The 24,888-nt window shown below is 63.9% G+C and carries 22 protein-coding genes; 15 read left to right on the forward strand and 7 right to left on the reverse strand.

The window, feature by feature from the left end:
• Window positions 1-102: 102 nt before the first annotated feature.
• On the reverse strand, window positions 103-489 hold the full coding sequence (locus ACVJ19_RS38735) for an EF-hand domain-containing protein (RefSeq protein WP_211405822.1): 387 nt from the start codon (window positions 487-489) through the stop codon (window positions 103-105).
• 332 nt (window positions 490-821) lie between these two features.
• Here ACVJ19_RS38735 and ACVJ19_RS38740 point away from each other — a divergent pair, with 332 nt between their 5' ends.
• The 6 genes from ACVJ19_RS38740 to ACVJ19_RS38765 all read left to right on the forward strand — a co-directional run bounded on the left by ACVJ19_RS38740 (window position 822) and on the right by ACVJ19_RS38765 (window position 6,698).
• Complete coding sequence (locus ACVJ19_RS38740; protein ID WP_453954277.1) at window positions 822-2,486, forward strand: methanol/ethanol family PQQ-dependent dehydrogenase; 1,665 nt, start codon at window positions 822-824, stop codon at window positions 2,484-2,486.
• Window positions 2,487-2,496: 10 nt separating this feature from the next.
• On the forward strand, window positions 2,497-2,853 hold the full coding sequence (locus ACVJ19_RS38745) for a c-type cytochrome (RefSeq protein WP_453954278.1): 357 nt from the start codon (window positions 2,497-2,499) through the stop codon (window positions 2,851-2,853).
• The gene (locus tag ACVJ19_RS38750; RefSeq protein ID WP_453954279.1) at window positions 2,850-3,776 is read left to right on the forward strand and encodes a substrate-binding periplasmic protein; all 927 of its coding nucleotides are present in this window, start codon (window positions 2,850-2,852) and stop codon (window positions 3,774-3,776) included. Before ACVJ19_RS38745 ends, ACVJ19_RS38750 begins: the two co-directional genes overlap by 4 nt.
• 234 nt (window positions 3,777-4,010) lie before the next feature.
• Window positions 4,011-5,024: an FUSC family protein gene (locus ACVJ19_RS38755; protein ID WP_453954280.1), complete on the forward strand. Its 1,014-nt coding sequence runs from the start codon at window positions 4,011-4,013 to the stop codon at window positions 5,022-5,024.
• A gap of 109 nt (window positions 5,025-5,133) precedes the next feature.
• Window positions 5,134-6,123: a Bug family tripartite tricarboxylate transporter substrate binding protein gene (locus tag ACVJ19_RS38760; protein ID WP_453954281.1), complete on the forward strand. Its 990-nt coding sequence runs from the start codon at window positions 5,134-5,136 to the stop codon at window positions 6,121-6,123.
• A gap of 149 nt (window positions 6,124-6,272) precedes the next feature.
• A complete protein-coding gene (locus ACVJ19_RS38765; protein WP_453954282.1) occupies window positions 6,273-6,698 on the forward strand; it encodes a hypothetical protein in 426 nt (141 codons plus the stop codon).
• Window positions 6,699-6,737: 39 nt separating this feature from the next.
• Here ACVJ19_RS38765 and ACVJ19_RS38770 read toward each other — a convergent pair whose 3' ends face one another.
• Window positions 6,738-7,706, reverse strand: a complete 969-nt coding sequence (locus tag ACVJ19_RS38770) for a helix-turn-helix domain-containing protein (protein WP_453954283.1) — start codon at window positions 7,704-7,706, stop codon at window positions 6,738-6,740.
• Between the two features lie 515 nt (window positions 7,707-8,221).
• Between ACVJ19_RS38770 and xoxF5 the strand changes: the two genes are divergently transcribed.
• From xoxF5 to ACVJ19_RS38805, 7 genes are all read left to right on the forward strand, one after another.
• Window positions 8,222-10,030, forward strand: coding sequence for a lanthanide-dependent methanol dehydrogenase XoxF5 (gene xoxF5, locus ACVJ19_RS38775; RefSeq protein WP_453954284.1), 1,809 nt, complete (start codon window positions 8,222-8,224; stop codon window positions 10,028-10,030).
• 110 nt (window positions 10,031-10,140) lie between these two features.
• On the forward strand, window positions 10,141-10,632 hold the full coding sequence (locus ACVJ19_RS38780) for a c-type cytochrome, methanol metabolism-related (protein ID WP_453955295.1): 492 nt from the start codon (window positions 10,141-10,143) through the stop codon (window positions 10,630-10,632).
• Between the two features lie 60 nt (window positions 10,633-10,692).
• Window positions 10,693-11,802 (forward strand): S-(hydroxymethyl)glutathione dehydrogenase/class III alcohol dehydrogenase, encoded by a 1,110-nt coding sequence (locus tag ACVJ19_RS38785; RefSeq protein WP_453954285.1) that lies wholly within the window; start codon window positions 10,693-10,695, stop codon window positions 11,800-11,802.
• 33 nt (window positions 11,803-11,835) lie between these two features.
• On the forward strand, window positions 11,836-12,399 hold the full coding sequence (gene gfa / locus ACVJ19_RS38790) for an S-(hydroxymethyl)glutathione synthase (protein WP_018642665.1): 564 nt from the start codon (window positions 11,836-11,838) through the stop codon (window positions 12,397-12,399).
• Window positions 12,400-13,052: 653 nt separating this feature from the next.
• Window positions 13,053-13,505 carry a (2Fe-2S)-binding protein gene (locus ACVJ19_RS38795; RefSeq protein WP_453954286.1) on the forward strand — a complete coding sequence of 151 codons (453 nt, stop codon included), beginning with the start codon at window positions 13,053-13,055 and terminating at the stop codon, window positions 13,503-13,505.
• A gap of 1 nt (window position 13,506) precedes the next feature.
• Entirely contained in the window at window positions 13,507-15,819 is a 2,313-nt protein-coding gene (locus ACVJ19_RS38800) for a molybdopterin cofactor-binding domain-containing protein (protein ID WP_453954287.1), read from the forward strand.
• Window positions 15,820-15,876: 57 nt separating this feature from the next.
• Window positions 15,877-15,999 (forward strand): hypothetical protein, encoded by a 123-nt coding sequence (locus tag ACVJ19_RS38805; protein ID WP_453954288.1) that lies wholly within the window; start codon window positions 15,877-15,879, stop codon window positions 15,997-15,999.
• 263 nt (window positions 16,000-16,262) lie between these two features.
• Here ACVJ19_RS38805 and ACVJ19_RS38810 read toward each other — a convergent pair whose 3' ends face one another.
• The 5 genes from ACVJ19_RS38810 to ACVJ19_RS38830 form a co-directional block, all read right to left on the reverse strand.
• The gene (locus ACVJ19_RS38810; protein WP_453954289.1) at window positions 16,263-18,026 is read right to left on the reverse strand and encodes a methanol/ethanol family PQQ-dependent dehydrogenase; all 1,764 of its coding nucleotides are present in this window, start codon (window positions 18,024-18,026) and stop codon (window positions 16,263-16,265) included.
• A gap of 117 nt (window positions 18,027-18,143) precedes the next feature.
• Entirely contained in the window at window positions 18,144-18,797 is a 654-nt protein-coding gene (locus ACVJ19_RS38815) for a QcrA and Rieske domain-containing protein (RefSeq protein WP_453954290.1), read from the reverse strand.
• A 246-nt stretch (window positions 18,798-19,043) separates the two neighbouring features.
• The gene (locus ACVJ19_RS38820) at window positions 19,044-19,508 is read right to left on the reverse strand and encodes a group III truncated hemoglobin (RefSeq protein ID WP_453954292.1); all 465 of its coding nucleotides are present in this window, start codon (window positions 19,506-19,508) and stop codon (window positions 19,044-19,046) included.
• Window positions 19,509-19,647: 139 nt separating this feature from the next.
• A complete protein-coding gene (locus ACVJ19_RS38825) occupies window positions 19,648-20,499 on the reverse strand; it encodes a 3-hydroxybutyryl-CoA dehydrogenase (protein WP_211409983.1) in 852 nt (283 codons plus the stop codon).
• Window positions 20,500-20,762: 263 nt separating this feature from the next.
• Window positions 20,763-22,241 (reverse strand): FAD-binding oxidoreductase, encoded by a 1,479-nt coding sequence (locus ACVJ19_RS38830; RefSeq protein ID WP_453954294.1) that lies wholly within the window; start codon window positions 22,239-22,241, stop codon window positions 20,763-20,765.
• A 226-nt stretch (window positions 22,242-22,467) separates the two neighbouring features.
• On the opposite strand from ACVJ19_RS38830, the gene hisC reads away from it, so the two are divergent.
• Together hisC and pstS are read left to right on the forward strand one after the other, a co-directional pair.
• A complete protein-coding gene (gene hisC, locus ACVJ19_RS38835; RefSeq protein WP_453954295.1) occupies window positions 22,468-23,520 on the forward strand; it encodes a histidinol-phosphate transaminase in 1,053 nt (350 codons plus the stop codon).
• A gap of 107 nt (window positions 23,521-23,627) precedes the next feature.
• Window positions 23,628-24,683 (forward strand): phosphate ABC transporter substrate-binding protein PstS, encoded by a 1,056-nt coding sequence (gene pstS / locus ACVJ19_RS38840; protein WP_453954296.1) that lies wholly within the window; start codon window positions 23,628-23,630, stop codon window positions 24,681-24,683.
• Window positions 24,684-24,888: the final 205 nt, after the last annotated feature.

Below are 24,888 nucleotides of genomic sequence, written 5' to 3' on the forward strand. Positions count from 1 at the left end.
GCAAGCTGGAATCGAACCGACGATACAGCGAACTGTCGCAAATTGCTTGCGAATTTCGCTCTCGTGCAAATCGCCTTCGCTCTCAGTCAAGCGCTGCCGCACTCACCGCAGCAAGCGCAGCAGCGCGCGGCCGGCGCGCGAGTTGAGCTCCTTTGCGTCCAGCGTTCCGTCCTTGTCGGGATTGGCCGCATTGAAGCGCTGCTCCACCACGGACAGATATTCGTCCAGCGTCAGAGTCCCGTCGCGATCGGGATCAGCGGCGGCGAGCTCTTTGGCCGTCAACCGTCCGCGCAATTCGCGCGCGTCCAGCGTGCCGTCGTGATCGGGATCGAGCTTTGCGAACAGCGCGGTCGCGGCCTTCTTCACCTCGGCGAGATCGAGTGTGCCGTCATTGTCGGTATCGAACATCTTGACGGCAGATGCCGACCAGGCCGGGCCGGACAGAACTGCAAGCGTGAGCGCAAGCGCAACAGAGCGACGCGATATCATCATGACCTCCCAGACCAAGAGCCCCGCTTCGAGCGGGATCAAAGCAACATAAATCCGCAAGGCCAACCCCGGTTCAAGCGGAATCACAACCTGCGCGCGGTAACCTCAGGGAACCCAGCTGTCCGCACCGGCCTCCGGCGCTGCGTCACGCCGCGGAATTTTTCCAGCGCCTGCGCACAAGTGAGAGTTGTATGTAAGGTCTCCGTCAGGTGGCCGGCGTCTGGCATCCAACATATCGGCAGCACGCATTCGACTTTCGTATTGACGCGTTTTGCATTCGGGCGGAGTGTTGCCGTCGCGGCGTCAAAAGGCGCGCATATTGGGAGGAACGGATGAAACGCTTTGCGATGGCCGCGAGCCTCGTCATGCTTGCATCGACGTGTGCGTATGCACAGACCACCGAGCAGCTGGTCAAGGGCGCGACCGATACATCGAACGTTCTCAACTACGGGATGGGCTACAATCTGCAGCGCTTCTCGACCCTGAACCAGATCAACAAGGACACCATCAAGAACCTCGTCCCGGTCTGGAACTACTCCTTCAACGACGATCGCAGCGAGGAATCGCAGCCGCTGGTGTACCAGGGCGTGATCTACGTGACCTCGCACAACGCGACCATGGCGGTCGATGCCAAGACCGGCAAGCAGATCTGGAAATCCAAGATCGAATATCCCGCCGAGACGCCGCGCATCGTCTGCTGCGGCATCATCAACCGCGGCGCGGCGCTCTACGACGGCAAGGTGTTCCGCACCACGTTAGATGCCAACGTGATCGCGCTCGACGCCAAGGACGGCAAGGAGCTGTGGCGGCAGAAGGCGGCCGACATCAAGGAAGGCTATTCGATGACGGTGGCCCCGCTGGTCGCCGACGGTGTCGTCATCACCGGCATCTCCGGCGCCGAGTTCGGCACCCGCGGCTTCATCGACGGCTGGGATCCGGCGACAGGCAAGCATCTCTGGCGCACCCATTCGATTCCCTCGCCGGACGAGCCGGGCGGCGACACCTGGAAGGGCGACACCTGGAAGCTCGGCGGCGGCTCGACCTGGATCACCGGGTCCTACGATCCCGAGCTGAACACGGTCTATTGGGGCATCGGCAATCCCGGCCCGTTCAATTCGGCGGTGCGCCCCGGCGACAATCTCTACACCTGCTCCGTGCTGGCGATGGATCCCAAGACCGGCAAGATCAAGTGGCACTACCAGTTCTCGCCGAACAATCCGTTCGACTATGACTCGGTGGCCGAGATGGTGCTCGCCGACATGAACGTCGAGGGCAAGCCGACCAAGGTGCTGATGGATGCCAACCGCAACGGCTTCTTCTACGTGCTCGACCGCACCAATGGAAAGCTGCTCGCGGCCAATCCTTACGTGAAGGTCAACTGGGCGACCGGCATCGACATGAAGACGGGCCGGCCGATCGAGACCGACGTCAGCAAGGACGCGCGCGAGGGCAAGAAGGTGACGGTCTATCCCTCGATCCTCGGCGGCAAGAACTGGGAGCCGATGTCGTTCAACCCGCAGACCGGCCTCGCCTACGCCAACACCCTCGCCTTCGGCGGCAGGTACAAGACAGAGCCCGTCACCTTCAAGCAGGGTGAATGGTATCTCGGCATGGACCTGACCGACCTCTGGGAATGGGGTGACGGCCCGCGCGGTCATCTGAAGGCGATCGATCCCATGACCGGCAAGGCCAAGTGGGAAGCCCCCGCCGACATTCCGCGCTTCTCGGGCGTGCTCTCGACCGCGGGCGGCGTCGTGTTCACGGGCGCGCTGACCGGCGAGTTCGAGGCCTTCGATGCCGACACCGGCAAGAAGCTCTGGCAGTTCCAGACCGGCTCGGGCATCGAGGGACAACCGGTGACCTGGCAGCAGGACGGCGTGCAATACGTCGCCGTGACGAGCGGCTATGGCGGCGTCTATTCGCTGTTCTCAGGCGACGAGCGGCTTGCCAAGGTGCCGCCCGGCGGTTCGCTGTGGGTCTTTGCGGTCAAGCAGTAACCACGGCACGATGCTGAGAGAAGTATCACACAGGACGGTGGCGACGATCGCCACCGTCGCGGTGCTGACGGTCGCGCTTGCGGCGACCGTCCGCGCCGCGGATGACGCAACCGGCAATCCCCTGCAGGCGCAGATCGATCACGGCAAGTCGACCTATGCTTCGAAATGCTCGCACTGCCACGGTCCCAACATGATGAACTCCGGCACCATCACACCGGATTTGCGCGTCTTTCCCGATGACAAGACGCGCTTCGTCTCCACCGTGAAGAACGGCAAGAACAACAAGATGCCACCCTGGGGCGACATCCTCAGCGACGATGAGATCGGGGACCTCTGGGCCTTCGTCTCGAGCCGGAGGAAGCCATGAGACGCTGGCTAGCGGCGTGGAGTGTTGCCGCGGTCTTCGCGGCCACGACGGATGCGCACGCGGCCGATGATCCGCTGAAGATCTGTCTCGACGAGGATCGCCCTCCACTCTCGGTGCATCACAAGGGCAAACCGGACGCCGGCTTCGACCTGCTGCTGGCGCAGGCAATCGCGGAGCGCCTTGGCCGGCCGCTGAAAATCCAGTGGTTCGAGAGCAAGCTGGACGAGGATTCCAGCCCGCAGCTCGAGGCCAATGCGCTGCTCTCCGACGGTCGATGCTCGCTGGTCGGCGGCTATGCGCTGACGCAGGATTCGCTCGTGAAGCCCGGGATGAAGACGGCGCGCCTGCCGGACTTTGCCGGGGCCACCCGCGAAGACCGGCGCCGCCGCGTCGCACTCGGCGTGCTCGCGCCGAGCGGGCCTTACGTCTACTCGCCCATGACGGTGGTGCTCGGGCCGAAGGTGCAGGGGCGCAGGATCGCCGGCATCAGCGATCTCGCAGGGCTCCGCCTCGTGATCGAGAGCGGCTCGCTCGGCGATGCCATCCTGATGACCTTCGACAAGGGACGCCTGATCGACAGCATCACCCATCTCGTCCCCGGCCGCGACGACCTCCTCGGCGCGCTCAACCGCGGCGACCATGACGCGACGCTGATCGACCTCGGCCGCTTCGACGCCTACCGCACCGCGCATCCTGATACGGCGATCACCGCGTCGGGCTACTACTACCCGATCGGCGCCAATCGCGGCTATGTCGGGCTCGCCAGCGACCCCGCGCTGATCGACGCGGTCAACAAGGCGCTGGCGGAGCTTGCCACGGAAGGCAAGATCGCCGAGTTCGGCAAGCAGGCCGGCCTGACCTATCTGCCGCCGCGCGAGCCCGCGATCCTGGGCGATGTCTGGATGAAGATCATTCAGCGGTGACGAACCGTTAGCGGCGGGCAGCAGCCACCACATCATCGGTGTCATGCCCCACGAAGGCGGGGCATCCAGTACGCAGCGGCTTATCGATTGAACCACTGACGTCACGGAGTACTGGATCGCCCGGTCAAGCGGGCGATGACAGCGAGAGCGTGGCACGGCCATCGCCTCGCGCACCCAAGTGCTCGCCCCATTTCCGTGCTATGCGTTGGGTTTCATTCGCCTCTTTGGTGCCCCGTGAACTTCCCGAACGCTGCAGGCTTTCGCGCCCTCATCGCGCGCGAGATCAAGACCGCCGAGTTGCTGCGCGCGCTGATCGTGGTCGGCCCCATGGTCGCCGCCTATTTCATCGCGCGCGAGACCGCGCTGCTCAATCTCGGGCTGGTCGCGGTCTCGCTGCTCATCCCGGCGCTCAGGCAGCACTTTCCGCCGAAAGTCGTGGCGTGGCATTACCTCGCCATCCTCGTCACCTTCGCCGCACTCTTCCTGGCAGCCCCGATCAAGCCGCTGTTCGTCGTGCTGACGGCGCTTGCCGGCTTCCTTGCGGTCGCGGGAACGCGCTATGGCGAGCACTTCCGCACGCTCGGCAACTGGGTGTTCATCCCCGCCGTCTATCTCGCCTGCGAGGTGCGGGAGGGCGTCAGCGCTCCGGAAGCGATGCGCCATGCCGGTGTGATCATCATGTCCTCGCCGATTGCGCTGGCGCTGGTCTGCGGCATCCAGATCTATGACCAGCGGCGGCATACCAAAACCGTCACCTCGTTCGGACCGCCAGCGGCCGAGTGGTTTCTGCCCGCGGCCGCAACCGCCATGGCGGTCTTTGCCGCGGCGGCGCTGGTCGAGATCCTCAACCTTGCGCAGGGACAATGGGTGATGTGGTCGGCCGCGAGCGTCGTGGTCGGCGATCTCACCGCATCCACCGGCAAGCTGAAGCAGCGGGCGATCGGCGCCCTGGTCGGCGTGCCGCTCGGCTTTCTCGCCGGCCTTGTCCTGCCGCAAAGCCGCGTCGGCTACGCGATCGCGGTGCTTGCGGCCACCCTCACCCTGATCTCGTTCTCGCGCTATACCGTCGGCTTCGGCCTGCGCTGTTTCTTCATCGCGCTGGCCGCGTCCTTTGCCGGAGGCGCCAGCGGGATTGCGGAAGAGCGCATCATCAACGTGCTGATCGGCGGCACTTTTGGCCTTATTGCCGTGGCCCTGACCGAGATCGTCTGGCTGCGCGTCCTGCGAAAGGCGCGATCGTCCGGGTGACGGAAAATGAACGCCGCGCCGCCTGATCGAATGCGCCAATCTGTCTCGCCTGCCGCCCATGGCGGCGCCAGCCCGATGCAGTAGGTTCGGCCAAAATCAGGAGGGAATCATGTCTGCCAAATTCGATCGCCGCCACTTCATCGCCGCCGGTACCACGGCCCTCGCGATGCCTTTCGTCGCGCGCGGCGCCTCGGCGCAAGCCGCGTGGCCGTCGCGGCAGATTCGCATGATCTGCAGCTATCCCGCCGGCGGCCAGACCGATCTGCTTGCGCGCGCCTATGGTGAGTTCATCTCCAAGCAGGTCGGCAAGACCGTCGTCGTCGAGAACAAGCCTGGCGCCTCCGGCGCGATCGGCACGGCGGAGGTCGCCCGCGCCGAGCCCGACGGCCACACCATCCTGTGCTCGATCTCGACCACCTACATCATGAACCGGGTGGTGATGAAGAACCCCGGCTACGACATGGACAAGGACCTGACGCTCGTCAGCATCATTCCGGGCGCCGGCCTGTTGCTGGTGGCGAACCCCAAGACCGGCGTCAAGACGCTGGAGGATTTCGTCGCCTTCGCGCGCAAGAGCGGCAAGGTGAATTTCGGTACCTACAGCGCCGGCTCGGCCCCGCACATGACGATCAACGAGCTCAACAAGCAGTACGGCCTCAACATCGAGCCGGTGCACTATCGCGGCGAGGCGCCGATGTGGACGGGAATGCTGGAGGGCACGCTCGATGCCGCCATGGGCAGCTACACGGCCGCACAGTCGGTTCTGCAAAGCGACCGCGGCACCGTGTTCGCGGTGCATTCGAAGAAGGTCGACGCGATCCCGAACGTCAAGACGCTGCCGGAACAGGGCGCGACCTCAAAGTTCTTCACGGTGAGCGGTTTCTCGGGATGGGCTGTGCCGAAGGCGACGCCACAGCCGGTGGTCGATCGCCTCGCCGAGCTCTGCGTCGCAGCCAACAACGATCCGAAGGTGAAGGAGGTTCTCGCGACCTTCGTGCTCGAACCCGCGATCGGATTCAAGGAAAGCAATGCGCTGTACCAGCGCGAGCTGCCGATCTGGATCGAGAGCGCGCAGTCGCTCGGGCTCGAGCCGGCCTGAGACCTCGAGCCGCCGCCCGGCGCGGCGCCGGTTGCGCCCTTCCCGGCCCGGCGTCCGACCAAAGCCTAGTGTCGGCGGCGAATTTTCCCGCTATGATTGTGCGCCGCTGCCGCAAGCCCTCGATGGGGCGGACAAGAAGGGCCGATCGCATGACACCGGATGGAGTCGCAGTCGCCGTTATGGTCATCCTGCTCTTTCCGATGGGCTATTTCACGCTGGCATCGCCCGCCTTCCTGCTGGTGAGGCTCGATATCCAGCCCGTCGCGCAGTTGCTGCGCGGAATGTTCAATGCCCATTTCCTGGTGATGCGCGTTGCCGGCGTCGTCGGAACGGTGGCTCTTCTCCTCGACGGCCGCCTGCTCGCCGCGATGGGCGTCGGCGCCATTGCAGCCCTGGCCATCTGGGGACGCGGATGGTTCATGCGACGGATGGACGATCAGCTCAGCGCGAGGGATGCCGGCGATGCCGAGGCCCCGCGACGGCTGCGTCGGCTGCACTGGAGCGGAATGCTTGGCAACGCCGTGCTGCTCGTCGCTCTCGTGGCCAGCATTCCCTATATTGCGGCGACAGCGTAAGCACGTCGGCCACCGCGCCGGAAGTTCTCCCGCGCGCGCCTAATGCTCGCCCGAGCTTGCGGTGCCCTGCTGCGCCTTGTGGATCGAGGACGGCACCACGCCGAAATATTTCCGGAACACGCGGCTGAAATGCGACGAGCTGGAGAAGCCCCAGGAGAACGCCACGTCGGTGATGGTCTTGCCGGCGTGCGCCTCGAGCTCCTGGCGGCAGTTCTGCAGGCGCGCCTGCCAGATGTAGTCGCTCACCGTGGTGCCGCGCTCGGAGAACAACATGTGCAGATAGCGCTTGGAGCAGCCGAGTTCGGTGGAGATCTGGTCGATGCACAGGTCCGGATCGCGCAGGTGCTCGCGGATGAAGAACTGGGCGCGCACATACATCGCTTCGGGCCCGACACGGTCGAACATCGTGTCGGCTTCGCGCAGCGGCAGCAGCAACAGGTCGATCAGCGAATCGGCAACGCCGACCGCGCTGTTCGCCGATAGTTTTGCCGCTTCGTCGAAGGTCGCATGGACGAAATCGTGGGCGATCCGCCCCGTCCCCGTCTTCGCCGACAATTTGCACGCAGGCATCCGCTGCGAGGGGAAGCCGCGATCACGCAGCAGCGCCTTCGGCACGATCACCACGTCGTGACGGGTGAAGGCGGGACTGATGATCGAATGCGGGCAGGAGACGTCATAAGCGATGATATCGCCCGGGTTGATTTCGATGTGGCGGCCTTCCTGCTCGAAATAGGACACGCCGTAGGTCTGGAAGTGGATCTTGATGTACGGGTGTTCATTGGCCTTGGCCCGCGCCATCGTGTGCGCGATGCGATGCTGGCTGACCTCGATCTGGCAGAGCTTCAGGCGCGAGACCGTGGTGTAGTCGATGCGGCCTTCGAGCGAGGACGCCTCGAGCGGATCGACGTCGAAATACCCGCACAGGCTGGTCAGCCCGTCGATCCAACTCTGGATCTGCCGCTTCGGCGTCATTCCGGTCGTCGAGAGCGTGTGAATGGTGTCGGACATTAATCCAGCCACTGGTTTGATCCGGAGATTCGACGCGAATCGCGACCAGCGCTGCCATAGCCCTCAGCCGTGATTGCGTGACGTTTACCTCGAATTTGAGCGGTCTTTTGCAACGAGCGCCATCGTTCCATTGCCACTCTTGAAACTTAATCCTCCGCCTTAGTTGCAGCGCCGTCAAGGGGAACCTGACCGTTGAAGCCGGCTCAAAAGGCTTACCGAAGCCGCTGAATTCGCTACTGCAAAATCAAAATCTTCGCCTCCGTGCGCTGTCAAGCAAACCGCCTTCTCTCTTGGGCAAGTTTCCCGATGGCGAAGTGGCTAGGGATGGCGGCAGGAACAACAAGAACGGGCCGCTCCTGCACGTGGACCCGTGGCTCTCATCAGGAGGAGGAAACACCACAGCATCGTTTCTGGTCCCAACCGTGACCGCCCTGCACGAGCAGACGCCGGACGAGAAGCCCGGTGATTGAGCAATGCTTCGGAAACAATAAACGATACCAACGGAGGAAATAACTATGCGCAAGGTGCTACTGGCGACCTATCTTGGCTCCGCGGCGGCTCTCGCCGTCGGCAGCGCTTCAGCCAATGATGAGCTGATCAAGATGTCGCAGAACCCGAAAGACTGGGTCATGCCGGCGGGCGACTACGCCAATACCCGCTATTCCAAGCTGAACCAGATCAACGCACAAAACGTGGGCAAGCTCCAGGTCGCCTGGACCTTCTCGACCGGCGTGCTGCGCGGCCATGAAGGCGGCCCGCTGATCATCGGCAACGTCATGTACGTCCACACGCCGTTCCCGAACAAGGTCTATGCTATTGACCTTTCCAACGAGAACAAGATCATCTGGAAGTACGAGCCCAAGCAGGACCCGAACGTCATCCCGGTGATGTGCTGCGACACGGTCAACCGCGGCCTGGCCTATGGCGACGGCAAGATCATCCTGCATCAGGCCGACACCAACCTCGTCGCGCTCGATGCCAAGACCGGCCAGGTGGCCTGGAGTTCGACCAACGGCAACCCTGCGAAGGGTGAGACCGGCACCTCGGCGGCGCTCGTCGTCAAGGACAAGGTCCTGGTCGGCATCTCCGGCGGCGAGTTCGGCGTGCAGTGCCACGTCACCGCTTACGACCTCAAGTCCGGCAAGCAGGTGTGGCGCGCCTTCTCCGAAGGTCCGGATGACCAGATCAAGCTCGATCCGGCCAAGACGACGTCGCTCGGCAAGCCGGTCGGAGCCGACTCCAGCTTGAAGACCTGGCAAGGCGATCAGTGGAAGATCGGCGGCGGCTGCACCTGGGGCTGGATCTCCTACGATCCCGCTCTGAACATGGTCTATTACGGCTCGGGCAATCCCTCGACCTGGAATCCGAAGCAGCGTCCGGGTGACAACAAATGGTCGATGACCATTTTCGCGCGCGACGCGGACACCGGCATGGCCAAGTGGGTCTATCAGATGACGCCCCATGACGAGTGGGACTATGACGGCGTCAACGAGATGATCCTCACGGATCAGCAGATCAACGGCCAGCCTCGCAAGCTCCTGACCCATTTCGACCGCAACGGTCTCGCCTACACCATGGACCGTGAGAACGGCGAACTGCTGGTCGCCGAAAAGTACGATCCGAAGGTGAACTGGACCTCCGGCGTCGACATGAACAAGAACTCGCCGACCTATGGCCGTCCGAAGGTGCTCGACGCAGCTTCGACCGACAAGGCGGGCGAGGACGTCAACGTGAAGGGCATCTGCCCGGCCGCGCTCGGCACCAAGGACGAGCAGCCGGCAGCCTACTCGCCGGACACGCAGCTGTTCTACGTTCCGACCAACCACGTCTGCATGGACTACGAGCCGTTCAAGGTGAGCTACACCGCGGGCCAGCCCTATGTGGGTGCGACGCTCTCGATGTATCCGCCGCAGGGTGAAAGCCACATGGGCAATTTCATCGCCTGGGACGGCAAGACCGGCAAGATCGTCTGGTCGAACAAGGAGCAGTTCTCGGTCTGGTCGGGTGCGCTCGCAACCGCCGGCGGCGTGGTGTTCTACGGCACGCTCGAAGGCTACCTGAAGGCGGTCGACGCCAAGTCCGGCAAGGAGCTCTACAAGTTCAAGACTCCCTCCGGCATCATCGGCAACGTCACCACCTATGAGAACAATGGCAAGCAGTACGTTGCCGTGCTCTCCGGCGTGGGTGGCTGGGCCGGCATCGGTCTGGCCGCAGGTCTGACCGATCCGACCGCCGGTCTCGGCGCCGTCGGCGGCTACGCGGCCCTCAGCAACTACACGGCACTCGGCGGGACGCTGACCGTGTTCTCGCTGCCGACGAACTAGGCCCGTTCAGTATCGCTCCGGCGCGTGGATCAACTCCACGCGCCGGCTCGTCTCCACCGAACGCCTTCGAGGAAAATCTCTTGCGTAAAATCTGCTCTGTCATTGTTGCGATGTTCTTCGTTGCATCGGGAGGAATTGCTGCCGCGGACGGTCCGGGCGACCCGACCGCCGTGAAGAAGGAAGACGACGGAAAGTGGCTCGATAAGGACGGAAACCCGACCTACAAGATTTCGGCCGACGGCACCGTGGACTGGTTCACCTATTCCGGATACCGCCGCTATCACTCCGACTGCCACGTCTGCCATGGCCCCGACGGCATGGGATCGACCTACGCACCGGCGTTGAAGGACTCGGTCAAGACCATGAGCTATGGCGACTTCCTCGGTGTCGTCGCCTCCGGTCGCAAGAACATCTCGACCGCGCAGGAGAACGTCATGCCCGCCTTCGGCGACAACCCCAACGTCGCCTGCTACATGGATGATCTCTATGTCTATCTGCGCGCTCGCTCCGACGAGGCATGGGGCCGACAGCGTCCCTCCAAGAAGGAGGAGAAGAATGAGACTTACACCAAGGCGGAAGACGCCTGCATGGGCAAGAAATGAACGTTGCGAGGGTTGCCGGGATTGCCTCTTGGCGTCCTGCGAGAATTTGAGGAGTTTACGATGAAGACACGTGCCGCCGTTGCTTTCGAAGCCAAGAAGCCGCTCGAGATCGTCGAAGTCGATCTGGAAGGACCGAAGGCCGGCGAAGTCCTGGTCGAGATCAAGGCGACGGGCATCTGCCATACCGACGCCTACACGCTCGACGGCTTCGACAGCGAAGGAATCTTTCCGTCGATCCTGGGCCATGAGGGCGCCGGTATCATCCGCGAGATCGGCCCTGGCGTGACCTCGGTGAAACCGGGCGACCACGTCATTCCGCTGTACACGCCGGAATGCCGGCAGTGCAAAAGCTGCCTGAGCCAGAAAACCAATCTCTGCACCGCGATCCGCGCGACGCAGGGCAAGGGCGTGATGCCCGATGGCACCAGCCGCTTCTCCTACAAGGGCAAGCCGATCTACCACTACATGGGCTGCTCTACCTTCTCGAACTTCACCGTGCTGCCGGAGATCGCGGTCGCCAAGATCCGCGAGGACGCGCCGTTCGACAAGAGCTGCTACATCGGCTGCGGCGTTACCACCGGCGTCGGCGCCGTCGTCAACACCGCCAAGGTCGAACCGGGCTCCAACGTGGTCGTGTTCGGCCTCGGCGGCATCGGCCTCAACGTGATCCAGGGCGCCAAGATGGCCGGCGCCGACAAGATCATCGGCGTCGACGTCAACGACTCCAAGGAGGATTGGGGCCGCCGGTTCGGCATGACCCACTTCGTCAATCCCAAGAAGATCACCGGCGACATCGTCCCGCATCTCGTCAACCTGACCGACGGTGGCGCCGACTACACCTTCGACTGCACCGGCAACACCACGGTGATGCGCCAGGCACTGGAAGCCTGCCATCGCGGCTGGGGCACCTCGATCATCATCGGCGTTGCCGAAGCCGGCAAGGAGATCGCCACCCGCCCGTTCCAGCTCGTCACCGGGCGCAACTGGCGCGGCACGGCCTTCGGCGGCGCGCGCGGCCGTACCGACGTGCCGAAGATCGTCGACTGGTACATGAACGGAAAGATCCAGATCGATCCGATGATCACCCACGTGCTCAAGCTCGAAGAGATCAACAAGGGCTTTGACCTCATGCACGAGGGCAAATCCATCCGTTCAGTCGTCGTGTTCTAGCTCGAAATCGTCACCCCCAAGGAGGATCGACCCATGACTGTTGCACTCCATCCCTCGATCGATAACGGCGTCAAACAGGGCAGCGGCAGCTTTGCCGGCGGCACGTTGGCCTGCAAATGCGCGGACCATCAGGTCAAGGTCGCCGTCAAGGGCGACGTCGCCCACAACCACGCCTGCGGCTGCACCAAGTGCTGGAAACCGCAGGGCGCGATCTTCTCGGTCGTGGCCGTGGTGCCGCGCCAGAACATCACCGTGCTCGAGAACGGCGACAAGCTTCAGATCGTCGATCCCTCCGCGGTGATCCAGCGCTACGCTTGCACCGGTTGCGGCACGCACATGTACGGCCGCATCGAGAACAAGAACCATCCGTTCTACGGCCTCGACTTCATCCACGCCGAACTGTTCCAGGAGCAGGGTTCGGCAGCGCCGCAATTCGCCGCCTTCGTCTCGTCGGTGATCGAATCGGGCGTGAAGCCGGAGCAGATGGGCGGAATACGGTCTCGGTTCAAGGAGCTTGGGCTCGAGCCCTATGACTGCCTGTCGCCAGCGCTGATGGACGCGATCGCGACCCACGTGGCCAAAGCCAAGGCCGCCTGAGAAGCGGTTTGAACGGGCCGCCTGAGCCGGCGGCCCACGCTCTCGCCACGCCCGTCCGATCGCTGGTTCCCCCTCCCTCACTCCCAGCGAACCGGACGGGCCTGGCTCCCGGACGATTGCGGCGAAGCCGCCTCCTCGCCGTCGATGGACTGGCGAGAACCGTCGGCTCCCTCAGTCCTGGTCTCTGAATGACTGCGCAGGGCCGCCCGCTTCCTGCTTGAGGTCCGCGGTCCCTGCGTTCTCCCTCCCTCGACTGAGGCATCCTGCTTCGTCCGCGCAGTCTTCCTGGCGGACGAAGCCTTTTTCGCTGCAGGGGCGCATTTGCGGCCGCGCGATGCACGCGGCGCGACCTCGCGCCCTGCTTTTGACAAACCATCGATGCAATCTTTTCCCGGTGAGAACACTCGGCTGTGAACGCCGGGTCGGCGCGATCTCTGCTACGCTCGCGCCGTCACGATGCCGCACGAAGTTCAAAACAATTAAGAACAAGACGGGAGGTATCGAGAACATCCAGACATCGTCATCGGCGTTCCTGCCTCCCTCCGGGATTTGCCCGCGCGGGACGACGGCAGGCGGCGAAGCAATGCACGGACCACCGCCCGCCAACATCGGCGGATTTCAATCAAGATGCTTATGAAGAGCGAGGGACGATCATGATCAAGGTGAAGATCAATGGCCAGGAACAGAGCTGGGACGGCGACCCGGATCTCCCGCTACTCTGGTTCTTGCGCGACGAGGCCGGGCTAACCGGCACCAAGTTCGGCTGCGGCCAGGCCCTGTGCGGTGCCTGCACCGTCATCGTCGACAAGCAAGCCGTGCGCGCCTGCATCACGTCAGTGAACGACGTCGCCGGACGCGAGGTCACGACGATCGAGGGGCTGCACCCGACCGGCGATCACCCGGTTCAAAAGGCCTGGCGCCAGGTCAACGTTCCCCAATGCGGCTTCTGCCAGGCCGGCCAGATCATGCAGGCCGCGGCACTTCTGATGGACAATCCAAAGCCGTCGCACGACCAGATCCGCGAGTCGATGTCCGGCAACATCTGCCGTTGCGGCTGCTACCAGCGCATCGAGAACGCGGTCCATCTCGCATCGACGGGAGTGTGACATGAATTTCATCGACAATCCCCGCAGGCTTCGCGGCTTCGAAAAAAACATCAGGGTGGAGAAGGTCTCGCGCCGCAGCATCCTGAAGGGGCTCGGCGTCACCGGCGGCTTCGTGCTTGCCGCGCCCGTGATGTCGCGCCAGGCGCTCGCCTATGAGACAGGCGCCGGAAAGATGCCGCACGGCGTCGTGGTCGATCCGCGCGTGTTCGTTTCGGTCGCGCCCGACGGCATCGTCACCATCGTCGGGCACCGCTCCGAAATGGGCACCGGCGTGCGTACCAGCCTGCCGCTGATCGTGGCCGAAGAGATGGAAGCCGACTGGTCCAGGGTCAAGGTGCAGCAGGCCCATGGCGACGAGGTCAAGTTCGGCAACCAGGACACCGACGGCTCGCGCAGCACGCGGCACTATCTGATCCCGATGCGCCAGATCGGCGCCTCCGCCCGCACCATGCTGGAGCAGGCCGCGGCCAAGCGCTGGGGCGTGCCGGCGACCCAGGTCAAGGCCGTCAATCACGAGGTCGTCCACAGCGCCAGCGGACGCAAGCTCGGCTTCGGCGAGCTCGCTGCCGACGCCGCCAAGGAATCGGTGCCGAGCATCGAAGGCCTCAAGCTGAAGGACCCCAAGGACTTCCGCTATCTCGGCAAAGGCCAGGTCGGCATCGTCGATCTCCACGACATCACCACCGGAAAGGCGCAATACGGCGCCGACGTGCGGCTATCAGGCATGAAGTACGCCGTGATCGCGCGGCCGCCGGTGACCGGCGGCAAGCTGGTCAAGTTCGAGCCGGACGAGGCGCTGAAGGTGCCCGGCGTCGAGAAGGTGATGCAGGTGCGCGGCTGGCCGTGGCCCTCGAAATTCCAGCCGCTCGGCGGCGTCGCCGTGATCGCGCGCAACACCGGCGCTGCGATCAAGGGCCGGGATGCACTGAAGCTCGTCTGGGACGACGGCCCCAACGGCAAGTACGAATCGGTCGCCTACCGCAAGGAGCTCGAAGAGGCCTCGCGCAAGCCCGGCCTGGTCCTGCGCCAGGAGGGCGACGCGGACGCCGCCCTGAAGGGCGCCGACAAGGTCATCGTCGGCGAGTACTACATTCCGCATCTGGCCCATGTCAGCATGGAGCCGCCGGTGGCGGTGGCCGACGTCAAGGGCGACAAGGCCGAGATCTGGGCGCCGGTGCAGAGCCCGGGCGGCACGCGCGAGGACGTCGCCAAGACGCTAGGCATTCCGGAAGCGAACGTCACCGTCAACGTGACGCTGCTCGGCGGCGGGTTCGGCCGCAAGTCGAAATGCGACTTTGCGCTCGAAGCCGCGCTACTGTCGAAGGAGCTCGGCGCGCCGGTGAAGGTGCAGTGGACGCGCGAGGACGACATCCACAGCGGCTTCCTGCACACCGTCTCGGTCGAGCGGATCGAGGCCGGTCTCGACAAGAGCGGCAAGGTGATCGCCTGGCGCCACCGCAGCGTGGCCCCCAGCATCGCCTCGACCTTTGCGGCCGGCACGGTGCATCAGGCGCCCTTCGAAATCGGCATGGGTCTCGTCGATATGCCGTTCGAGATCGCCAACATCAGCTGCGAAAATCCGGAGGCGGCCGCGCACACCCGCATCGGCTGGTTCCGCTCGGTCTCGAACATCCCGCGCGCCTTCGCGGTGCAGTCGATGGTCGGCGAGATCGCGCAGGCCACGGGCCGCGACCAGAAGCAGATGCTGCTGGAGCTGATCGGAAGTCCGCGCATCGTCAAGCCGGCGGTGAAGGACCTCTGGAACTACGGCGAGCCCTTGGACAGCTACCCGATCGACACCGCGCGGCTGCGCAAGGTGGTCGAGCTGGTCGCCGAGAAGGGCGAATGGGGACGCAAGGTGCCGAAGGGCCACGGTCTCGGCATCGCCGTGCACCGCAGCTTCGTCAGCTACATCGCAACCATCGTCGAGGTGGCCGTCGATGAGAAGGGCAAACTGACGGTGCCACGGGTCGACACCGCGATCGATTGCGGCACCTTTGTCAACCCCGAGCGCATCGCCTCGCAGATCGAGGGCGCGGCGATCATGGGCCTGAGCATCGCCAAATACGGCGAGATCACGTTCAAGGACGGCAAGGTGCAGCAGAAGAACTTCGACGACTTCCAGGTCGTCAGGATGGACGAATCTCCTGTCGTGACCAACGTCTACATCGTGCCGCCCGGCCCGGACACGCCGCCGAGCGGCGTCGGCGAGCCCGGCGTGCCGCCGTTCGCGCCGGCGCTGATGAACGCCATCTTCGCGGCGACCGGAAAACGCATCCGGAGCTTGCCGCTCGGCAAGCAATTGGAGGCGTGAGGGAACGGAACGGAGGCGGCCTCGCGCCGTTTCCATCGATCTGACAGGAGCAGATCGATGACCAACATCTCAAAGGCGCTCGCAGTCTCGCTGTCGGGCGCCTTTCTTTTGACGGCCGCAGGCGCATTCGCCCGCAGCCCATCCTTCGAGACGCCCGCCGATGGCGGGCCCTCAGGATGAGGACGGAGTGTGCGACAGCAATTTCAACGGAGCCAATGCTGCTTAGCCTCATCCTGAGGAGACCGCTGGAAGCGGTCGTCTCGAAGGACGAGGCGCTTGCTCTGGCCGTCATCAAGAAGCCATCTGCGCCCTACCTCGTGGGGGGCGGCGGCGCTGGTTGCCAAGGAAAAAAGACGAGGCCCACACAAGAATGCGGCGGACGTTGCCGTCCGCCGCATTCACCACCCCCCTGCTGCTCCGCCTTCGTCGATCCGCCCGCGGAGCTATTTCTTCAGCGCGAACGCCCAGATCACGCCGCCCTGCGGCACGTTGGATTCGATGCCGATATTGTTGGTGGCGAGCGCATCCTGGATGCGCTGCGCGTCCACGCCCCATCCCGACTGGATGGCGATGTACTGGGTACCGTCGACCTCATAGGACACCGGCATGCCCATGATGCCGGAGTTGGTCTTCTGCTCCCACAACAGTTCGCCGGTCTTGGCGTTGAAGGCGCGGAAGTTGCGGTCGTTGGTGCCGCCGGCGAAGACGAGATCGCCCGCGGTTGCCGTGACCGAGCCGAACAGCTGTGACTTCGGGAAGTTGTGCTGCCACACCTTCTTGCCCGTGGCGGGATCCCACGCCTGCAGCTCACCGAAATGGTCGGCACCGGGCTTGGCCTTCAGGCCGATGTCTTCCGGCTTGGTACCGAGCCAGAGCTCACCCGGCTTCAATGGAAGCTTCTCGCCGGTGAAGCCGCCGCAGAAATTCTCGTTGGCGGGCACGTAGACCAGCTTGGTCCTTTCGCTGTAGGCCGCCGACGGCCAGTCCTTGCCGCCCCACAGCGACGGACAGAACTCCACCCGCTTGCCGATGACAGGCTTGTGGGCGGGATCGACGATCGGCTTGCCGGTTTCTGCATCGATGCCCTTCCAGACGTCGGTGGAGACGAACGGCCAGCCGGCGACGTAGTTGATCTTGGTCGGCGCGCGTTCGAGCACCCAGAAGATCGCATCGCGTCCCGGATGGACCAGGCTCTTGATGTTGCGGCCATCGCGTTGCAGGTCGATCAGCATCGGCGCCTCGACCTCGTCCCAATCCCAGGAATCGTTCTGGTGATATTGGTGATAGGTCTTGATCTTGCCGTTGTTCGGATCGAGCGCGAGCACCGACGAGGTGTAGAGATTGTCGCCTGGATGCATCTCGCCGGGCCAGGGCGCGGCGTTGCCGACGCCCCAATAAATCGTCTTGGTTTCCTTGTCGTAATTGCCGGTCATCCAGGCCGAGCCGCCACCGTTCTTCCAGTCGTCGCCCTGCCAGGTGTCGTGACCGGGCTCGCCTTCGCCGGGAATGGTGTAGGTCCGCCACAGCTCCTTGCCGTCCTTGGCGTCGAACGCGGCGACATAGCCGCGCACACCGAACTCGCCGCCGGAGCCGCCGACGATGACCTTGCCGTCGACGACCAGCGGCATCAGGGTCATGTACTGGCCCTTCTTGTAGTCCTGCACCTTGGTGTCCCACACCACCTTGCCGGTCTTGGCGTCGAGCGCGACGACGTGGTCGTCGGTGGTTGCGAGATAGAGCTTGTCCTCCCAGAGGCCGACGCCGCGGCTGGTCGGATGCAGCTGGAACAGATCGTCGGGAAGCTGCCGCTTGTAGCGCCAGTATTCGTCGCCGGTCTTCGCATTCAATGCGATCACCTGCCCCATCGGGGTCGCCACGAACATCACGCCGTTGTTGACGATCGGCGGCGCCTCGTGGCCTTCGACGACGCCGGTGGCAAAGGTCCAGACCGGCGTGAGATTCTTCACGTTCGAGGCGTTGATCTGGTCAAGCGGGCTGTAGCCCTGCCCGTCATAGGTCCGCCGGTAGAGCATCCAGTTGCCGGGTTCCGGATTTTCCAGCCGCTGCGCGGTGACCGGAGAATATTTCTCGATCGGGCCGGCAGTTGCGGCGGTCGCGGCAAGACAGGTGAAGGCGACGAAGCCGGACAGGTACCATTGCTTTCTGGTGTTCGACGTTTCCTTGGACGTTTCCTTGGACGTTTTCATGGACGTTCCCCTTTTTCATCCGCTTGAATTCTTGATTTGAATTCTTGTCGTTCGTCCCGTCGTCCGCCCCTCGGCGGATGCGGCCTCTCGTGACGCGGGCATACCCCGCACCGTCCATCATCCCGGCTGCGCGCCACCTACCTTTCCGACGAAGTTGCCGGCGACGCTGAGCGATCCATCAGCCAGCGCGAGCGGCAGCGCCGCGAGCCGCCGCGGCGCCGGTCCGAACACGACCTGCGCGCCCGCGCGAGGATCGTATTCGGAGTTGTGGCACATGCACTTGAACACCTCCTTGTCGCCGACATCGCTCTTCACCCAGGCGGTGACGGGACAGCCGGCATGCGAGCAGATCGCCGAATAAGCGAGGATGCCATCGACGGCGCGCTCGCGGGTCTTTTCGTCGAGCTCGGCGGGATCGAGGCGGATGATCAGGATCTCGTTGAGCCGAGACGCACTGCGCACCACCGATGTCTTGGGATCCTTCGGCCAGGCATGCACCGGCGGCCCACCGGCCGGCAGATCGGCCAAGGTGACCGGCTTTCCCTCCTGATCTCCTTCGGAAAATACGAACACGTCGCCCTTCTGCGGCCGTTCGTCGGAGCCAGGCGCATCCTCGCCGGCGTGCGTTTGAGTGGAACAGCCGAGGCATGCGGTGGTGACGAGTGCACCAAGCAGCAGCGTTCGCCGCGTCTGCTCCGTGCCCGCGTCAACGTCAGGGTCTGCAGCACTCTCGGAGGATGAAGATGTGGTGTTGAACGATGCGCGAGCCATGCTCGCTAGCAGGCGCTGGAACTCTGCCGAAAACAAGGCGAAGAATTGGCGCCGCAGTGCATCAATATGTCTTTGCTCGCGTTGATTGAGCGAGAATGAACGCGAGCAAGCGCGTTTTCGCAAATTCTACATCGTATTGCGCGAACGGCATGATGATTTTGCAGATCAGACCGATGATGCAGGAATTGGTGCAACGCGCCATCACGCGATGCGAGCTGCACGTTTCTCAGGCATGCATTTTGTATTTCACGACCTGAGCACGTGACGCGGTGAAGCGATGCGGCCTGCAACGGTTGCCGACGCCATCTCAAAACTGTCGGCGATGCGACGCGCCTTGTCGATGAAGAGCGCAGCCGCCGCGGGCGGGCAGACTTCGCGTGCGGTCTGTTCGAACAGATCGAGCCAGCGGTCGAAATGGCCTCCAACCAGGCTCAGCGGCAGGTGCGCGCGCATCGGCGAGCCATGATAGCGGCCGCTCATCAGCACGACCGACGACCAGAAATCCCTGAGCTTGGCGAGATGCTCGTCCCAATTCTGCACGATCGCGAACACCGGCCCCAGCAGCGCGTCCTCGCGCACGCGCCCGTAGAAGCGAGTGACGAGTTCCCCGATCATCTCCTCGGTGATCCCGGTGCGCTCGATCGCATCCTGGGTCAATAGGTTCCGCCGCGCGGCCGCAGCTTCCCGCTCGGCCTTCAGTCGATCTGACATGTCCCTTGTTATCCGTTTCGTTGTTTCCCGCGAGGCCGCCCGTTCGACATTGTCGGGCCAATCGCGCACGGCGTCTTTGTCGCAGCGCAAATTGCGGGATCTGGCGGCGGACGCTCGACGCCCGCCGCCGACGCCTCGATCAGGCGTTGTAAGTGTAAAAACCCTGCCCCGTCTTGCGGCCGAGATGGCCGGCATCGACCATCTCTTTGAGCAGCGGCGCTGGCCGATATTTAGGATCGTTGAAGCCTTTGTAAAAGACCTCCATCACCGAGAGCATGGTGTCGAGCCCGACGAGATCGGCGAGCGCCAGCGGCCCGATCGGGTGGTTGCAGCCGAGCTTCATGCCGGCGTCGATCTCTTCGGCCGTCGCGATGCCTTCCTGAAGCGCGAAGATCGCCTCGTTGATCATCGGGCAGAGGATGCGGTTGACGGCGAAACCCGGGCTGTTCTTGGCGGTGATCGCCACCTTGCCGACGCGCTGGGCGAAATCGAGCGCCTTGGCGTGGGTGTCGTCGGAAGTCTGCAGGCCGCGGATCAGCTCCAGCAGCGCCATCACCGGAACCGGGTTGAAGAAGTGCATGCCGATGAAACGGTCCGGACGATCGGTCGCGGCTGCGAGCTTGGTGATCGAGATCGACGAGGTGTTGGTCGCAACCAGCGTGCGCGGCGACAGCGTCGCGCAGAGATCCTTCAGGATCTTGACCTTGAGCTCCTCGTTCTCGGTGGCGGCCTCGATGACGAGGTCGCAATCCGACAGCTTCGCCCGATCGGTCGTGCCGGTGATGCGCTTGAGCGTTGCCTCGCGGTCGGCCGCAGACATCTTCTCCTTCTTGACCAGGCGCTCGAGGCTCCCGCCAACGGTCGACAGGCCGCGATTCACCGCCGCATCGGAAATGTCGACCATCACAACCGACAGCCCGGCCGCCGCGCAGATCTGCGCGATGCCGTTCCCCATGGTCCCTGCCCCGATGATGCCAACGCTCTGGATCATTGCCTCATATCCTTTATCCTTGCGGGGCCAGCCGGCTACCGGCCCGGCCCCATTGTTCCTGCATCAGGGTCTAGCACCGCCAAGGGGCGCCTGCGACCTGATCCTGCCCCTTCCTTAAAGCATCCAAGGGGGGAATAAAGCCGTTCGTCCGCGGCGAAAAGGCATGATTTGGCACCTTTGTCGCCTGTTTTGCCCGGGTTTGCACCACATCCAGCCTCCGGTGGTCGCCGAACGGCGGCCGACCTATGGCGCCGGTCCTCATCTCACCCGAGACGCAGCACCTTGCCCGGATTCATGATGTTGCTGGGGTCGAGCGCCCGCTTGATCGTGCGCATGATGTCGAGCTCGGTCCTGGAGCGATAGTGCTGGAGCTCGTCGAGCTTCTCGATGCCGATACCGTGTTCGGCCGAGATCGAGCCCCCCATGGACGTGATGAGGTCGTTGACGGCCCGCGTGATCGCCGGGGAATACTGGCCGAGCGTCTCGCGATCCATGCCCTTCGGACCCATGAAGGAGAAGTGCACATTGCCGTCTCCGATGTGGCCGAGCGGATAGGGGCGGATCGTCGGCAGGATGTCGAGCGCGGACTTCAGGCCTTTGTCGATGAATTCGGGAATCCGGGAGATCGCAACCGACACGTCGTAGCTCAGGCCGGGCCCTTCGGCGCGCGAAGCCTCGGCCACGCTCTCGCGGATGCGCCACATGTTGCGCGACTGCGTTTCGGTTTGCGCGATCACCGCATCCAGCACCCGGCCCGCCTCGAGCTGATCGGCCAGGAACTGCTCCATCCTGTCCGACATGCCCGCGCCGCCGTCCTGCCGCGGGCGGGCCGACGACCATTCGAGCAGGAGATACCAATCGGTCTCCGCCTTGAGAGGATCCTGGGTACCGGGAATATGCCGCAGCACCATGTCGGTGCATGCGCGGCTCATCAGCTCGCAAGAACCGACATTGTCGTCGGAGGCCGCATGCGCCTCCGACAGCAGCTCGATCGCCGCGCTGGGATCGCGGATCGCAAGCCACGCCGTGCAGACGTCCTTCGGCGCGGGCCAGAGCTTCAGCACCGCCTTGGTGATGATGCCCAGCGTGCCTTCAGCGCCCATGAACAGGTGCTTGAGGTCGTAGCCGGTGTTGTCCTTCTTGAGCGCACGCAGCCCGTCCCAGACATCGCCGTTGGCCAGGACGACCTCGAGGCCCAGCACCAGATTGCGGGCGTTGCCATAGCGCAGCACCTGCACGCCGCCGGCATTGGTGGAGAGATTACCCCCGATCATGCACGAGCCCTGGGCGCCCAGGCTGAGCGGAAAGAAGCGGTCATGGCGCGCGGCGGTGTCCTGAAGCGTCTGGAGGATGCAACCCGCCTCCACCGTCATGGTGTAGCCGACGGGATCGACATGCAGCACGTGGTTCATGCGGCCGAGCGAGAGCAGGATGCCGCGATGCGCAGGCCACGGCGTGGCACCGCCCATCAGGCCGGTGTTGCCGCCCTGCGGAACGATGGCAATGCCGTTGTCATGGCAGAGCTTGACGACCGCGGAGACTTCCGTGGTGCTGGCCGGTCGCACGACCGCTGCAGCCTGCCCTGCTAGCTCGCCGCGCCAGTCGGTCACGAACGGCCGTTTGTCGTGCTCGTCCAGGATCAGGCCCTTGTCGCCGACGATCGCCTGCAAGCGATCGAGAATGACCGGCGTCACGGGCGCGGTCGGAATGGAGGGAGCGGTGACAAGGGCTGCACCCGGCATGCGTTCCTCTCTTTGCGGCTCTTCTGCGCAGCCTTGGGCTGCGCCGGCCTTCTTTGTTGTTTTCAGGTCTTGCGTTTGCACGATGAGGCTAGCATGAAGGCCGCGCCTGGGGGAACGTCACTGGCCGTGAGGCCCGCGCGGATCGACCGGGGGATGCTGAAGGCAGATGCACTTCCGCCAAGGCCCTGCATCCCCTACTGTGCCGGATCAACCCGGATTGGAGATCATGAGCCGCTTCTGGAGTCCGGTCGTCCACACGCTTTCGCCCTACGTGCCGGGCGAGCAGCCGAAGCAGGACGGCGTCGTCAAGCTCAACACCAACGAGAATCCCTATCCGCCCTCGCCGCGCGTGCTGACGGCTATCACGTCGGCTGCGGAGCGGCTACGCCTCTATCCCGATCCGCACGCTACGCGCCTGCGCGAGGCGATCGCGGCCTATGGCGGCGTTGCGCCCGAGCAGGTGTTCGTCGGCAACGGATCGGACGAGGTTCTGGCCCACACCTTCCAGGCGCTTCTGAAGCACGATACGCCGCTTCTGTTTCCCGATGTCACCTACAGCTTCTACCCGGTCTATTGCGGCCTCTATGGCATAACATACGAGGAAGTGCCGCTCGATGCCGCGATGAGGATCGAGACCGCCAGCTACAGGCGAGCGTCGAGCGCCATCCTGCTCTGCAATCCCAACGCGCCCACCGGCATTGCCCTTCCGCGCGAGGCGATCGCTGCGCTGCTCGCGGAGAATCCGGACCGGCTGGTGGTGGTGGACGAGGCCTATGTCGATTTCGGCGCCGAGAGCGCCGTGCCGCTCGTTGCGCGCCACGACAATCTGCTCGTCATCCAGACCTTCTCGAAGTCGCGCGCGCTCGCGGGCTTGCGGGTTGGCTTTGCCATCGGCCAGCGGCCGCTGATCGAGGCGTTGGAGCGGGTCAAGGACAGCTTCAACTCCTATCCCGTCGATTGTCTCGCCATCGCCGGCGCCGTCGCCGCCATCGAGGACGAGGCGTGGTTCATCGAGACCCGCGCCCGCATCATCGCAAGCCGCGACGTGTTGGCGCGCGATCTCGGGCAACTCGGCTTCGAGGTATTGCCCTCGCTTGCAAACTTCGTGTTCGCGCGCCATCGCAGCCGGAGCGGTGCCGATCTCGCGGCCGCGCTTCGCCAGCGTGGCGTGCTGGTCCGGCATTTCAAGAAGCCTCGCATCGAGGACTTCCTGCGCATCACGGTCGGAACGGATGAGCAGTGCGGCCGGCTGATCGACGAGCTGCGCGGGTTGATCTGATCCAAGGTCTCGCGGCCGCATTTTACCGGGCGCGACGGAGTCGCCTTGTGACGTTTTTGTGACATAGGCCACATCGGCCGCGTGCCCGACCTGTTAGCGTCGCGCACATGACGAAATCCATCAAGCTCCCGATCATCCTCACCGCTCTGCTCGTCGCCACGCAAAGCCTGGCCGCCGAGATCAAAGGAGCCGGCTCAACCTTCGTTTCGCCCGTGATGGCGAAATGGATCGACGCGTACAAGGCGAAGACCGGCAACATCGTCAGCTATCAGGCCGTCGGCTCCAGCATCGGCCTCGGCCTCGTCAAGAAGGAAGCCGTCGATTTCGGCGCCAGCGACATGCCGCTCGCCCCCGAGGAGTTGGACCGCCTCGGCTTGATGCAATTCCCGATCGTGGTCGGGGGCGTCGTGCCTGTCGTCAACATCGACGGCGTGAAGCCCGGCCAGATCCGCTTCACCGGCCGGATGCTCGCCGACATCTATCTCGGCAAGCTCAAATCCTGGAATGATCCGGCCATTCGCGCGATCAATCCCGACATCTGGCTGCCGAATGCGCCGATCACGGTGGTCCATCGCATCGACGGATCCGGGACCACGTTCAACTGGTCGAATTACCTCTCGAAAGTCAGCCCGCAATGGAAGACGAGCGTCGGCGAAGGCACCTCGGTCGAATGGCCGCTCGGCCTCGGCGGCCGGGGCAATGACGGCGTCGCCTCGCTGGTCAGTCTCGTGCCTGGCGCGATCGGCTATCTCGAATACACTTACGCCCTGCAGCGACTGGATCGAATCTCCTTCGGCATCGTGCAGAACAGCGCCGGCAATTTCGTGGTCCCCGATGCCGCCTCGTTCCAGGCGGCAGCCTCGAGCGCGGACTGGAAGGCGGAGAAGGATTTCCATCTCGTGCTCACCAACGCACCCGGCGAAGACGCCTACCCGATCACGGCCACCACCTTCGTGCTGATGCCGAAGACGCCGAAATCACAGGAGCGATCGGCAGCCGCGATCGATTTCGTCCGCTGGTCGCTGGAGAATGGAAAAGCCCAGGCCGCAACCCTCAACTACGTTCCGCTGCCCACCGCCCTGATCGACCAGATCGAGCGCTACTGGCAGCAGAGCCTTGAAGCAGCCCCCACGGTCTCCGTGTCGACCGCCGTGAAACGTTGAGGCGCGAAAGATCGACCGACGGATCAACGCGAAACGCTGTTCGGACACGTCCGGGAAGCCTGTGCAACGCGGTACTGGCACACATTTTGTGGACGAAACGCGTTTCCAAATCGTTCGCCCTGGGTATTCTGTGTACCTTAACAAGACTCGCAGAGACCAGGTCGTGAAGCAGTTGCGCGCCCTCGATATCGTCAATCCCGAGGCA

The sequence above is a fragment of the Bradyrhizobium sp. USDA 376 genome (assembly GCF_054063675.1).

Excerpts from the sequence above, each read along its gene's own strand:
- ACVJ19_RS38735 (WP_211405822.1), bottom strand. The coding sequence starts at position 489 with ATGATATCGCGTCGCTCTGTTGCGCTTGCGCTCACGCTTGCAGTTCTG.
- ACVJ19_RS38740 (WP_453954277.1), top strand. The coding sequence starts at position 822 with ATGAAACGCTTTGCGATGGCCGCGAGCCTCGTCATGCTTGCATCGACG.
- ACVJ19_RS38745 (WP_453954278.1), top strand. The coding sequence starts at position 2,497 with ATGCTGAGAGAAGTATCACACAGGACGGTGGCGACGATCGCCACCGTC.
- ACVJ19_RS38750 (WP_453954279.1), top strand. The coding sequence starts at position 2,850 with ATGAGACGCTGGCTAGCGGCGTGGAGTGTTGCCGCGGTCTTCGCGGCC.
- ACVJ19_RS38760 (WP_453954281.1), top strand. The coding sequence starts at position 5,134 with ATGTCTGCCAAATTCGATCGCCGCCACTTCATCGCCGCCGGTACCACG.
- ACVJ19_RS38765 (WP_453954282.1), top strand. The coding sequence starts at position 6,273 with ATGACACCGGATGGAGTCGCAGTCGCCGTTATGGTCATCCTGCTCTTT.
- ACVJ19_RS38770 (WP_453954283.1), bottom strand. The coding sequence starts at position 7,706 with ATGTCCGACACCATTCACACGCTCTCGACGACCGGAATGACGCCGAAG.
- xoxF5 (WP_453954284.1), top strand. The coding sequence starts at position 8,222 with ATGCGCAAGGTGCTACTGGCGACCTATCTTGGCTCCGCGGCGGCTCTC.
- ACVJ19_RS38780 (WP_453955295.1), top strand. The coding sequence starts at position 10,141 with ATGTTCTTCGTTGCATCGGGAGGAATTGCTGCCGCGGACGGTCCGGGC.
- ACVJ19_RS38785 (WP_453954285.1), top strand. The coding sequence starts at position 10,693 with ATGAAGACACGTGCCGCCGTTGCTTTCGAAGCCAAGAAGCCGCTCGAG.
- gfa (WP_018642665.1), top strand. The coding sequence starts at position 11,836 with ATGACTGTTGCACTCCATCCCTCGATCGATAACGGCGTCAAACAGGGC.
- ACVJ19_RS38795 (WP_453954286.1), top strand. The coding sequence starts at position 13,053 with ATGATCAAGGTGAAGATCAATGGCCAGGAACAGAGCTGGGACGGCGAC.
- ACVJ19_RS38800 (WP_453954287.1), top strand. The coding sequence starts at position 13,507 with ATGAATTTCATCGACAATCCCCGCAGGCTTCGCGGCTTCGAAAAAAAC.
- ACVJ19_RS38805 (WP_453954288.1), top strand. The coding sequence starts at position 15,877 with ATGACCAACATCTCAAAGGCGCTCGCAGTCTCGCTGTCGGGCGCCTTT.
- ACVJ19_RS38810 (WP_453954289.1), bottom strand. The coding sequence starts at position 18,026 with ATGAAAACGTCCAAGGAAACGTCCAAGGAAACGTCGAACACCAGAAAG.
- ACVJ19_RS38815 (WP_453954290.1), bottom strand. The coding sequence starts at position 18,797 with ATGGCTCGCGCATCGTTCAACACCACATCTTCATCCTCCGAGAGTGCT.
- ACVJ19_RS38820 (WP_453954292.1), bottom strand. The coding sequence starts at position 19,508 with ATGTCAGATCGACTGAAGGCCGAGCGGGAAGCTGCGGCCGCGCGGCGG.
- ACVJ19_RS38825 (WP_211409983.1), bottom strand. The coding sequence starts at position 20,499 with ATGATCCAGAGCGTTGGCATCATCGGGGCAGGGACCATGGGGAACGGC.
- ACVJ19_RS38830 (WP_453954294.1), bottom strand. The coding sequence starts at position 22,241 with ATGCCGGGTGCAGCCCTTGTCACCGCTCCCTCCATTCCGACCGCGCCC.
- hisC (WP_453954295.1), top strand. The coding sequence starts at position 22,468 with ATGAGCCGCTTCTGGAGTCCGGTCGTCCACACGCTTTCGCCCTACGTG.
- pstS (WP_453954296.1), top strand. The coding sequence starts at position 23,628 with ATGACGAAATCCATCAAGCTCCCGATCATCCTCACCGCTCTGCTCGTC.